The 11,518-nt window shown below is 44.4% G+C and carries 10 protein-coding genes; 1 reads left to right on the top strand and 9 read right to left on the bottom strand.

Annotation, left to right across the window (positions count from 1 at the left end):
- Window positions 1–138: 138 nt before the first annotated feature.
- The 9 genes from DESPCE1_RS0106780 to DESPCE1_RS0106730 all read right to left on the bottom strand — a co-directional run bounded on the left by DESPCE1_RS0106780 (window position 139) and on the right by DESPCE1_RS0106730 (window position 10,419).
- Window positions 139–732 carry a hypothetical protein gene (locus DESPCE1_RS0106780; RefSeq protein WP_014793357.1) on the bottom strand — a complete coding sequence of 198 codons (594 nt, stop codon included), beginning with the start codon at window positions 730–732 and terminating at the stop codon, window positions 139–141.
- A gap of 707 nt (window positions 733–1,439) precedes the next feature.
- Window positions 1,440–2,351 (bottom strand): hypothetical protein, encoded by a 912-nt coding sequence (locus DESPCE1_RS0106770; RefSeq protein WP_019849918.1) that lies wholly within the window; start codon window positions 2,349–2,351, stop codon window positions 1,440–1,442.
- Window positions 2,352–3,135: 784 nt separating this feature from the next.
- Window positions 3,136–4,266, bottom strand: coding sequence for a carboxynorspermidine decarboxylase (nspC, locus tag DESPCE1_RS0106760; RefSeq protein ID WP_014793354.1), 1,131 nt, complete (start codon window positions 4,264–4,266; stop codon window positions 3,136–3,138).
- A gap of 4 nt (window positions 4,267–4,270) precedes the next feature.
- Window positions 4,271–5,476, bottom strand: coding sequence for a saccharopine dehydrogenase family protein (locus tag DESPCE1_RS0106755; protein WP_019849916.1), 1,206 nt, complete (start codon window positions 5,474–5,476; stop codon window positions 4,271–4,273).
- A gap of 76 nt (window positions 5,477–5,552) precedes the next feature.
- Entirely contained in the window at window positions 5,553–6,371 is an 819-nt protein-coding gene (lgt, locus tag DESPCE1_RS0106750; protein WP_019849915.1) for a prolipoprotein diacylglyceryl transferase, read from the bottom strand.
- A 145-nt stretch (window positions 6,372–6,516) separates the two neighbouring features.
- On the bottom strand, window positions 6,517–7,122 hold the full coding sequence (locus DESPCE1_RS0106745) for a hypothetical protein (protein WP_014793351.1): 606 nt from the start codon (window positions 7,120–7,122) through the stop codon (window positions 6,517–6,519).
- A gap of 114 nt (window positions 7,123–7,236) precedes the next feature.
- Window positions 7,237–8,430 (bottom strand): ABC transporter permease, encoded by a 1,194-nt coding sequence (locus DESPCE1_RS0106740; RefSeq protein WP_019849914.1) that lies wholly within the window; start codon window positions 8,428–8,430, stop codon window positions 7,237–7,239.
- The gene (locus DESPCE1_RS0106735; RefSeq protein ID WP_014793349.1) at window positions 8,427–9,164 is read right to left on the bottom strand and encodes an ABC transporter ATP-binding protein; all 738 of its coding nucleotides are present in this window, start codon (window positions 9,162–9,164) and stop codon (window positions 8,427–8,429) included. Before DESPCE1_RS0106735 ends, DESPCE1_RS0106740 begins: the two co-directional genes overlap by 4 nt.
- Entirely contained in the window at window positions 9,148–10,419 is a 1,272-nt protein-coding gene (locus DESPCE1_RS0106730) for an efflux RND transporter periplasmic adaptor subunit (RefSeq protein ID WP_019849913.1), read from the bottom strand. Before DESPCE1_RS0106730 ends, DESPCE1_RS0106735 begins: the two co-directional genes overlap by 17 nt.
- Window positions 10,420–10,701: 282 nt before the next feature.
- Between DESPCE1_RS0106730 and nagB the strand changes: the two genes are divergently transcribed.
- On the top strand, window positions 10,702–11,517 hold the full coding sequence (gene nagB / locus DESPCE1_RS0106725; protein ID WP_019849912.1) for a glucosamine-6-phosphate deaminase: 816 nt from the start codon (window positions 10,702–10,704) through the stop codon (window positions 11,515–11,517).
- Window position 11,518 lies beyond the last annotated feature (1 nt).

Below are 11,518 nucleotides of genomic sequence, written 5' to 3'. Positions count from 1 at the left end.
ATTTTAGCGTTACATCTTCAAAGAGTTTCCGTCCACCATATCTTAAGCTCACGTTGTTAACACTAATCAATTTATGCCCGCCTTTATGATCTATATTTTTGTATATGCATACATCATAAGAGTATAGCACAAATAAGATCATAATGCATTAATCTTAAGCCTTCTCCTTCTAATCTCCTGTGCATACAAATCGATGGCAGTTTGCGGTTTCACGGCCTTAAGATCCCCTTGATAAATTATCCTGCCTTCAGCATGAAGCAAGTTTTGCGGTCTTACCAAATTTCTCGGCATCTTTAAGTCTGTAATACCGCTTTCTTTTAAGACAAAGTACACAAACTCCGAACACAAAAAGCGATTTTCATTAGACAGGGGCTTGTCCAGTAAACTATAAAAAAGACCCCGATAATTATATCTATAACGATCACTATGGACGATAAAGTGGTTCAGTAACTCTTTCACCTTATCGTATTGCTGCTGAGTTACCTCGACTTCAATAATTGCACCGGGTAAATTCTCACAGAAGCCATAAACCCCTTCATGGATATCTTCCCTTCTGAACCGTCCGATAAAAGGATTATAAGGATTCCTTCTTCCAAAACTGTACATATGATTCAGATCGCTGTCCAGGGATAGGGCCGCATGGGTATATTCGTCTTGTTTAAACATGTGGATAAGCTTTGATAGGACTGTATTGGTTCGAGTCAAAACGATATATAGATAATATGTTTGCATAATGAGTTCTTCCTCCATGAATTTAAAATTAAATAACATGCTCATTATGACATATAGATTTAAAGAACTCCTAAATAAAGTCTTAAAAAATGATTAATTTTACTTGCTGGTATATCAGGGCTTGAGTCCTAATTTTTGTGTATTGCGCGTATACCATACAACTGAAAAAGTAGTAACCCACCATTGACGGGCAAAAGAAGGACATACACTTTCCCTCTCGAATTCTTAAATATTACAGTATGGGAGGGAATATTGTGGGAATATTTAGCGGGATTATGGGTAATGCCTCTGAGATTGACACCAAAGAAATGCTTTTTTATATCCCCCTATTCCCACTCATCATCCTATCCATCAGCCCGTACCTCTTTTGCTCCTCAAGAAGCAACTCCGCCTCATTCCCGCATCTCTTCCCTGTCCGTCTGCGACAGTTCGCCCAGTTAACCTTAGCCGCCTTGTCTATAGGATCATATAATCTGGACAGCTGCATCACCGCCATAAAAAAAGAAAGGCCAGGCGAATTGCCCTGGCCTTTTTGTTGTCATAAGCGGCTAGTTAATGTTTTACCTAGCCGCTTTAAATGGAAAAGAAGGAACATTAATACGTTTCAGGATTAAAGCAGAAAAACCGGACCTGATATAATCTATGCATGTCACGAGGACAAGGTGACATTTTCCCATGAAGAATTGCTTAATTTCAATTTTTAAAGCTTAGTTCACTTTATCATACTGAGGTGCATAGAGAATCTTTCCCTCACCGTCCATGATAACGACCTCGCCCATCCATATCCATTCATTTCCACGAACAGGTTCAGCATTTTCATCCAATGTGAATTTATCTAAGATTACCTTATGAATCAAGCCAAGGCTATCCGTTGCCAACACCGACGTGGTTAAGGTTTGACCTGCGGAAAGGGTAGTGCTTTCGTTAATCTCAGCCCACAGACCGCTAGTATTCAAAGACTTTTCTGACACAATATTACCATCCACATCCATAACAAAGCGTGCGTTCTCTATCGTATTATTCTGTACCGGCTTTACCTCCAAACTCAAATTCCCTTTGCAGCGATACTCACCAGATAGTTCACCAGGTGTCTTTCTATAGATCGTTCCGCTTTCACGTTCCAATCTTGCATAGATATCCGGCAGTACCCTTGTACGCAGATTCTCCCACGTTTCCAGTTTTTCAGTTCGCTCAGTGCCGTCATCTGCTATAACAACCTTAGCTTCAATCACATCAAAAATATTTACCGGAAGAGTTGCAGAAAAACTGGTCCCGCTTCGAGTCATCCCAGTGCTTTGACCTGATACATATAATGTGGCAAGGGTATCCGCCTTCGTCTCCTTAGGTGTGATGTTAAATGTTACGGGAACAGTGAGACTCTCCCGATTAAACGTACCCAATGAATAATCATAGCTATCGATGATACTTGATTGACGCTTCAGCATCGAATCAATATTCGAGTAAATACTATCAATCTGGTTCGACTGGAGAGATGTCATATTCATAAATTGATCCCGGGTATTTTGAAGTTCGTCCTGTAAATTTCCTATCCGAGCCAGGGTCACCACCTGCAAAAGGATGAGCAGCGAAATTATAATAGGGATTATGTTTCTTTTCATTATTTACCTCCGTTGTTACACCTGTAAACTCTTCCCCTCTTTAATTCGACTCACCTTAGCGTCTCTCCTTTCTAATTCACCCTCCCAATTTAAAAAGGCCGGAAAGCAGGTCTCCAGGATTTTGCTTTCGGCGTTCACTCTATAAGCTACGCGGAGCAATCTAATCGCTCAAGACCTCCGCTGCGTCGGGTTCCCGCCCAAATCGCTCCTGCTCAATGGGCGGTTGGAAACGTCCTGTTTCCAACCCGACTCCGCTGCTGTCTTTTCGCGAAGATTGCTTATCCGCTCGCTTAAATCCGTTCTCTGCCTGAAATCAAAATCCTTGGGCAACTTTTTCCGTCTTCACCGGCACCGCTTGAGCGGCAGAGCCGGCTACTCCGAAGAAGGGTACAAAAGAGGGGCTGAAAGGGACCCGCCAGCGTAGCTTTACGCACAAGAGCGAACGGATTTAGCGCAGGGGTGGTCAGGTCAACGAAGCTTTCTTAACGTAGCGAGCCATGGTTCACATCAGGTATTACCCAGAGGTTTGGCAACGAAAGTGTCCGGTGGACAGTTTCGCTCAAGGCGGCACTCCCCAAAGCATACTCATCCGCCGCTGATGCTGTTAAGAAAGCGATTTGGCCAACCATAGAGCTATTGAGTGAGTGTTGTGCGTAAAGCTACGCGACCCGGACATCTTTTTTATCCTCTGCCGGCACACCGTCCAAAATCATGAAAATCTAATAGCAAAGGACCTGCCGCCCCACGTTTTCAAACGTCCTGGCGACAGGCCCTTCATCTTCCTCTAAGACAACCGATTCTTAAAATCTTCATAGCCAAAACGGCGAATCATTTTAAAACCTTCTTCTTCATTGTAGAGCATAATATTAGGCAAGTTCACTCCATTGAACATATTGTTCTTGACCATAGTGTAATGGGCCATATCGCAGAAGATGAGCTTGTCCCCAGGCTTTAAGGGTTCGGCAAAGGAATAGTCCCCGATCACATCTCCGGCCAGACAAGTATTGCCCCCAAACCGATAAGTATAGGGGTATTCCCCCGGTTCTCCCCCATTGATAATAGCCGGACGATAGGGCATCTCCAGGACATCAGGCATATGGCAGGCAGCGGAAGCATCGAGGATAGCAATCTTCATCCCATTATCCACAATATCCAGAACCTTGGAGACTAAGAACCCCGTATTTAAGGCAATGGCCTCTCCAGGCTCCAGATAGATCTCCACCCCGTACTTTTCCTTCAAATAAAGAATGCAGCGCACAAGGGTCTCAAGATCATAATCAGGACGAGTAATATGATGACCTCCGCCCAGATTCAGCCATTTCATCCTCTTGAGATGTTCACCGAACTTTTCTTCCACCACTTTGATCGTGCGTTCAAGAGTGTCCGAGTTCTGCTCGCAGAGAGTATGGAAATGCAATCCATCTATTCCCTCAAGCTCTTCGGGCTTAAAATTGGCCAGAGTCACTCCCAGCCTGGAATTCCGATAGCAGGGGTTATAGATGTCCGTGGCAATCTCCGAGTACTCCGGATTAACCCGAATTCCGCATTCAATTTTTCTGGGATGTTTTTTTACCTTATCCCTGAATTTGCGCCACTGATCAAAGGAGTTAAACACCATATGATCACAATACCCCAGAAGCTCGTCAAACTCCTCTTCGATATAGGCCGGTGAGTAGACATGAACTTCCTTGCCCATCTCTTCAAAGCCAAGTCGCGCCTCAAACAAGGAGCTGGCAGCGATGCCCTTTAGATATTGTCCTACCAAAGGAAACACGGCATGCATGGAGAATCCTTTCAAGGCCAACAGAATATTGCACCCTGTCCGGTCTTGAACGGATTGTAAAATCTCCAGATTTCTCCTCAGCAGCTTTTCATCCACAACATAACTGGGTGTGGGCAGTTCTTTTATATTCATGACTTTATTCCTCATCCAATAATGTGGGGGCAAAATCCTCTTTCCAAGGCAATCCGTACTTATTCAGGTCTTCCATAAAGGGATCGGGATCAAACTCTTCAATATTATAGACGCCAGGTTTTTTCCATTTTCCTTCCATAATCAACTTAGCGCCAATCATGGCCGGTACCCCGGTGGTATAAGAAATAGCCTGAGAGCCCACTTCAGCATAGCATTCCTGATGATCGCAAATATTGTAGACATAATAGGTTCGGGGCTGACCATCTTTAACTCCTTGGATAATGCAGCCGATATTGGTTTTGCCCTTGGTTCTCGGTCCCAGGGATGCCGGATCAGGCAGGACAGCCTTGAGGAATTGGAGGGGAATGATTTGCTGACCCTCAAACTCGATAGGCTCGATAGAAGTCATGCCCACATTTTCCAGGACCTTTAAATGGTTCAGATAATTATCGGAGAAGGTCATCCAGAAGCGGATCTGTTTGATTCCCTTAATATTTTGAGCTAAAGATTCCAGCTCTTCGTGATAGAGCAGGTAGATGTTCTTGGGCCCAATCTCCTCAAGATCATAGACCTTCTTCACGGAAAGGGGATCGGTTTCAATCCACTCTCCCTCTTTATAGTAACGACCCTTGGCGGTGATTTCCCGAATATTGATCTCCGGGTTAAAATTGGTGGCAAAAGGATAGCCATGATCTCCGCCATTGGCATCGACAATATCGATGGTATGAATCTCATCAAAATAGTGCTTTTGGGCATAGGCACAGAAAACACCCGTTACCCCGGGATCGAACCCACTTCCCAATAAAGCCGTTAACCCGGCTTGTTCAAATCTTTCCCTGTAGGCCCACTGCCATTTGTATTCGAACTTCGGGACATCGGGGGGTTCATAGTTGGCCGTGTCCACATAATGAACGCCGGTGGCCAGGCAGGCATCCATAATGGTCAGGTCCTGATAAGGAAGGGCTACATTGATCACCAGCTCCGGTTGAAACTCCTTAATGAGCCGGATGACTTCTACCGTTTGATCGGCATCAACCTGAGCGACCCTGACTTTAGTCCGGCTGCCGGTTAATCTATCTCTTATATCCTCGCATTTTTTCAGCGTCCGGCTCGCAATGCAAATTTCCTCAAACACTTCAGGAACTTGACAGCATTTATGTGCGACCACATTGGCCACACCACCGGCCCCAATAATCAAGGCTTTTCCCATGTTAAGACCTCCCATTAAATAAATTCACAAAGATGATTATAAAGAATGTCGAAGATATTATCAACAAGATTTAATATCACTTAGGGCTTCTATCCATCCGATATTTCCCCTCATATTCCAAATGTTCTTTAAACAACTTTTTCCGAAACACAAACATAAGGATGCCTATAATAATGAGGATCAAAGAAAAGGCTTGAGATACCCGCAATCCCGGAATCAGGTAGAGACTATCTGTGCGCAGTCCTTCTATCCAAAATCTCCCCAACCCATACCCCATGAAATAGGTGGCTAAAAGCTGCCCTGTGAATTTTGTTCTCTTTCGAAAATAGATGAGGACGGCAAAAATACATAGATTCCACATGCTCTCGTAGAAAAAAGTGGCTTGATGCCATTCTCCTAACCTTTCAATAAACACAGCATAGGGAAAAAACTGCAGGTTAGGATTTGTGACAAGGTTACCAAAAGCCTCTTGGTTAACAAAATTACCCCAGCGCCCAATGGCTTGTCCTAAGATTAAACTGGGCACTACAATATCAGTCAACCTGAGTAACGGAAAGCGGTTTATTTTCGCAAAGATCAGAGCACCGATAAAACCGCCTATAACCCCACCGTAAATTGCCAGCCCACCTTCGCGAATAGCAAAGATTCGCATAGGATTATCCACATAGTTCGCCCATTCAAAAATGACATAATAGGCCCTGGCACCAATGATGGCCAAGGGCAAAACAATAATCAAAAAGTCAAAAATCATCTCCCCTTTTATTCCCTGCCGCTCTGCTTCCCGACCGGCTAACCATACTCCAATGATGATACCAAAGGCGATAATTGCTCCATACCAAGCAATGTCCAGTCCTTCGATCCCAAATAGATTTTGAACTAAAAAACGATTCGTCATCAGTGTTCACCTTTCTGTGATTCTTTAACATTGCATGTCGTTAACATCGATAGAATGTCCCTCCCAAAAGTGTACCACAACACTATTTTTCACACAAACAACAAAAATCCTCTGCCGGTTTAATTTCAGCAGAGGATCTCGATATTTACTTTACATTATTCTCTATCCACTCATCAAATTTCTTGAGAGTCTCTTCATAAGTCTTTTGACAAATCTCAGGGAGTTCTCCTCCCCAAATCTTCTTCGCCTGTTCGTAGCCTTCGATTACAGCATCCTTCATCGCTTGGGCCTTGCTGGGATCTCCACCTGTTAAGGCTATAGCAAAGGAAAACACCCTCTCTGAGGTCTGTTTTACTCCCCAATATCCATCCTCAGAAATCTCTTCCCGGGCTTTGGCCGCCGTTTCAGGATCTACCTCTACTTTCCCTTCACGCAGAAGTTGGTAAATATCTGTCGCATCGTTAAATTTATAACCTTGCTTTAAGAGGAGCTGCTCCACAAGACTTCTTAAATTCTCAGTACGCCGATCCACTTCAGCTTTTAGCCGGGCGATGGTCTCCGTATCTTGGGAATAGGTCTTCCCAAGAGTATTATCTGTCCCCGAATTGCCAGGTTCATATACAGCAGCCGCGGAATCCACAGGGAGCTTACCTGCTTCTTGGCCGGGTTGAGTAGGGCTTTTCTCTGACCTTGAGGAATAGTCTGCATTATTATAATAAGCCCCTGCCGATGATAGTCGGTTCACTTCCATAAGGCACCCTCCAAATCTTTCTGTACTTTCCTATTAATACCGTACTTACTTTATATATCGACGGGGCTGAAAAAAATCTTTAGGTTTTTTGCCCACTCTTCTGAGGCATCCACATCACTCATAACGCAAAGCTTCAACAGGACTCATCTTAGCCGCTTTGCGCGCCGGGTAAAGACCGAAAAAGAGCCCAATCGTAGTGGAAAAGGCAAAAGCAATGACAATGGTCATGGGGGATATTGCCGGTGGAATCTTAGCCAGCCCAGCGGCAAGGACACCGCCGCCGATACCGAGCAAAGCACCGACCGCCCCGCCTATAGAACAAATGACGACTGCTTCAATGAGAAATTGGATCATAATATCCTTATATTTGGCCCCTAAAGCCTTGCGAATGCCGATTTCTCTTGTCCGCTCAGTCACTGAGACCAGCATGATATTCATTACCCCGATCCCTCCTACCAAAAGGGAGATGGCAGCGATGGAACCAATCACCAGCTGCAAAATGGTCATGATGGTATCAATCTGTTCCACATCTTGCTGCAGACTGTAAGCTTGATAGCTATTCTCCGTATGGTGACGGCTGTTCAGGATCTTTTTAGCCTGGTTCATAGCACTTTCAGTTTTATCTTTACTCACGGCACTGGCTTCTATATAAGGAACATAATCGATATTAACCATGTTTTGCAAAGCGGAATAAGGGATATACACAGAAGAAGGCTGATTGGGTCCTCCCATCAAGAAGCTTTCATCCCGCTGAGTTATTCCGATGACCGTATAGGAGGTACCAAAGATATTGATTTGTTTTTTCAGAGCTTCTCCCCTGCCAAAAAGGTCTTCGGCCAGTTTGCTGTCAATGACGACTACCCTTCTCCCACCTTTTTCATCCTCTTCGGAGAGAAACCGGCCTTTATCCAGCTTAATATTTCTAATATGCTTATACTCAGGCCAAACCCCATAAGTATAGACCCGTTTGCTTTTTCTTTCATACTGGGCGGCAAAAGACCAGGAATCCGCCGGGGAAACATATTGAATATCGGTCGCTACATTCTTGATTACTTCTAAATCCTGAACCGTTATCATATCGCTTTGGGTAAGAGGGGATTGTTCATCGCTGCGGGGATAAACAGTAAACAAATTGGTGCCGATCTTTTCCAGAGAAGACATAATAGCTGCCTGACCCACCTGCCCAATGGCCACGACCGTAATGACAGCCGCCACCCCGATAATAATACCCAGCATAGTCAAGGCTGAGCGCATTTTATTGGCTCTGATCCCTTCGAAAGCTACCTGGATGCATTCTTTAAAATTCATACCGGCCCCTCCTCCATAGCAGGGAGCCCGGCCAGAATATCCCTGGCCTGAACCGGTTCTTCCACCGATTCATCTTCCATGAGCAGGCCATCCCGGAATTTAAGAATTCTCTGGGTATGCTGGGCGATTTCAGGTTCGTGGGTGACCAGGACAATGGTCACTCCCTGCTGATTGAGCTCCTGAAAAATAGCCATCACTTCTTCTCCCGAACGGGTGTCGAGATTGCCGGTGGGTTCATCCGCCATAATAATGGCCGGATTGTTCACCAAAGCCCGGGCAATGGCTACCCGTTGTCTCTGTCCTCCGGATATTTCTGTGGGGCGATGAGCAGCCCATTTGGCCAGACCGACTTTTGTCAGCGCCTCGAAAGCCTTGTCTTTTCTTTCCTTTTCCCCAATTCCGGCATAAATCATCGGCAGCTCAACATTGCGCAAGCAGGATATTCTCGGTAAAAGATTAAACGTCTGAAAGACAAACCCAATCTTAAGATTGCGGACCCCGGCCAAGTCATTCTCCTCCATATGGGAAACATCAAGGCCATCCAGAATATATTGCCCTTCGGTGGGCGTGTCCAGGCAGCCTAAGATATTCATTAATGTAGATTTTCCTGAACCCGAAGGGCCCATAATTGCTACAAAACTACCGGCAGATATATGGAAGGTAACCCCTTTCAAGGCCGTAACGGCAATTTTCTCTGTATGGTAAACTTTAACTAAGTTAGTTGCTTTGAGCATTAACGATCACCTGCACTCCGTCCTTGATTTTCTCATCGGGGTTCAGGATGACCTTTTCTCCCACTTCGAGACCGGAGACAATCTCCATGAACAGTTCATTGCTTAAGCCTGTCTGCACTTCTCTTTCTGTAACTATTCCATCCTGTCCGACGACATAGACTAGTTCTCGTCCATCGTCTTCAACCACCGCTTCTAAAGGAACCAGCAAAGCTTGCTCTTTTTGATGCAGTATAAATTTAAGATTAACATTAAAGCCAGGTTTTAATGGACTTTCCCCTTCAGTAGCAGGGACACTTATTTTGATTTTCACTTGAGTTTGTTCACCTTGAGCCGTTGACACCACCTCAGCCGTAGGCGCAATGGTTTCAACACTGCCGATCAAGGGCTCACTCAGCAGGCCGCTATTGGTTATTTCCACCCTATCCCCTATTGTAAGTTGGGCGGCATCCACCTCATTAATACCTGTTTCGATGAGAAGATCAGCTGGATTACCGATTTGAGTCAGTAGGGTTCCAGATTCAACTTCCTGGCCCTCCTTGACCGCTAAATTCAAGACAGTTCCATCATAAGGGCTAAGTATAGTAGCTTTCTGCAATTTCTCCTGGGCTTTCCGATAGAGCACTTCGGCTTGCTCCAGCTGGGCTTTGAGCAGGGGTAGATTAGCCTCTTGTTCTACTACTAATTTCTCTTCGGCCTCAGTCACCTTTTGCTCAGCCTCCTCTAATTCCTTAAGGCTGGCCGCTCCGCTTTCCATAAGAATTTTCGTATTGTCATAATCCTTTTGCGCCAAATCATAGGCTTGTTGAAGCAGTCTGATATTCGATTCACTATTGATTATTTTAGCCTTGAGCTCCTTGCATTCCAGCCCTTTTTGAGATGCTTCCACACTCAGAGTGCTGGTATCCATCACTAAAACAGCCTGACTTTTGCTTACTTTGTCCCCATGCTTGACCAGGACTTCTTGAACCTTAGTTTTGCTTTCGGCCTTAAATTCAGCCAGATCTTTGACTTCCAGTTTGCCGTTGGCAAAAACATTCTGCTCGAAGCTTTTTTGAACAGCCTCGGCAGTATTAACAGGAATCAAGCCGCCTTGCCGACTCAAGAACTGCGAGGCAATCACTAGCCCGCCAAGTAAGATAAGGGCTGCTATTAATTTCTTGCGGTGCCTCCGAAAAAATGAACCTTTTTTGCCACTAAACCTTTGGGCACTGGGATCTGAATGAACATTGTTTGGAATACTGGTATCTGGTTGCATACTCTCCTCCTGATATCTTACCTTTCTATAATTTACCAAGGTATCAATATGTCCATTATAGCAAGTAATTCCTAATAAACTTATAAAGAAACTATTAATTTTTTATTAGTTTTAAAAAGAGTATTTCTAAAAATCGTTGTTTGCCTATTATTTCCTAAGAGTTTTGCCTTCTCAAAACTAATTTAATATCTAGACCTATTTATCTTTACATAGACTTTTAGTAGAATAAATAAATAGATATTTACCATCAATCCTATATTAAGAATGAGCTGGGAGAAAAACATGGATATTATTATCAGGGAAAATTATAAACTAATGAGCAAATATGCCGCAGAAATCATTGCGGGTTATGTTCGATCCAAGCCGGATTGTGTGCTTGGACTGGCAACAGGAAGTACCCCCATCGGCACCTATCAGGAGCTGGTCAGAATGCACAGGGAAGAGGGTCTTGATTTTTCTCAAGTCAAAACCTTTAATCTCGATGAGTACCTTGGGGCAGGAATTGATCTGGAAAAGGCCTACCCTATGGATCAAAGCTATGCCCGATTCATGCACGAGGAACTATTGAAGAATATTAATATTAAAAAGGAAAATATACACATACCCGATGGCCGAACCAAAGACCCGAAAAAGTTTTGTATATGGTATGAAGAAGAAATTAAAAAGGCCGGCGGTATTGACCTGCAGCTTTTGGGACTTGGTGGTGACGGGCATTGGGGCTTTAATGAACCTGGGTCATCCCTTGGTTCCAGAACGAGGGTCGTGGTATTAACACAACAGACTCTGGATGATAACTATGAAGCGTTCTACAAAAAAGCCAATATCGAACGCAGTGAGATGCCTCATTTTGCCATTACCATGGGCATCGGAACCATATTGGAAGCAAGGAATATTTTAATGATCGTCAATGGCGCCAGAAAAGCTGATATGGTTGCCAAATGTCTGGAAGGTCCCATTACATCCCAGATCACCGCATCGGCTATACAACTGCACGGCGGCGAGATCTCCGTCGTGCTTGATGAAGGGGCGGCTTCGAAATTATTGCACACTGATCATTACCGCCATGTAGAAAGCATTAAGCGTCAATATGGACTGTAAA

It is taken from the genome of Desulfitobacterium sp. PCE1 (assembly GCF_000384015.1).
Taxonomy (GTDB): Bacteria; Bacillota; Desulfitobacteriia; order Desulfitobacteriales; family Desulfitobacteriaceae; genus Desulfitobacterium; species Desulfitobacterium dehalogenans.
Note: the sequence above shows the minus strand (reverse complement) of the source record. Positions and strands in the feature narration are given on the sequence as shown.

What these genes read in the sequence shown, in the direction of transcription:
- DESPCE1_RS0106780 (WP_014793357.1), bottom strand. Translation starts at nt 732, where the DNA reads ATGCAAACATATTATCTATATATCGTTTTGACTCGAACCAATACAGTC.
- DESPCE1_RS0106770 (WP_019849918.1), bottom strand. Translation starts at nt 2,351, where the DNA reads ATGAAAAGAAACATAATCCCTATTATAATTTCGCTGCTCATCCTTTTG.
- nspC (WP_014793354.1), bottom strand. Translation starts at nt 4,266, where the DNA reads ATGAATATAAAAGAACTGCCCACACCCAGTTATGTTGTGGATGAAAAG.
- DESPCE1_RS0106755 (WP_019849916.1), bottom strand. Translation starts at nt 5,476, where the DNA reads ATGGGAAAAGCCTTGATTATTGGGGCCGGTGGTGTGGCCAATGTGGTC.
- lgt (WP_019849915.1), bottom strand. Translation starts at nt 6,371, where the DNA reads ATGACGAATCGTTTTTTAGTTCAAAATCTATTTGGGATCGAAGGACTG.
- DESPCE1_RS0106745 (WP_014793351.1), bottom strand. Translation starts at nt 7,122, where the DNA reads ATGGAAGTGAACCGACTATCATCGGCAGGGGCTTATTATAATAATGCA.
- DESPCE1_RS0106740 (WP_019849914.1), bottom strand. Translation starts at nt 8,430, where the DNA reads ATGAATTTTAAAGAATGCATCCAGGTAGCTTTCGAAGGGATCAGAGCC.
- DESPCE1_RS0106735 (WP_014793349.1), bottom strand. Translation starts at nt 9,164, where the DNA reads ATGCTCAAAGCAACTAACTTAGTTAAAGTTTACCATACAGAGAAAATT.
- DESPCE1_RS0106730 (WP_019849913.1), bottom strand. Translation starts at nt 10,419, where the DNA reads ATGCAACCAGATACCAGTATTCCAAACAATGTTCATTCAGATCCCAGT.
- nagB (WP_019849912.1), top strand. Translation starts at nt 10,702, where the DNA reads ATGGATATTATTATCAGGGAAAATTATAAACTAATGAGCAAATATGCC.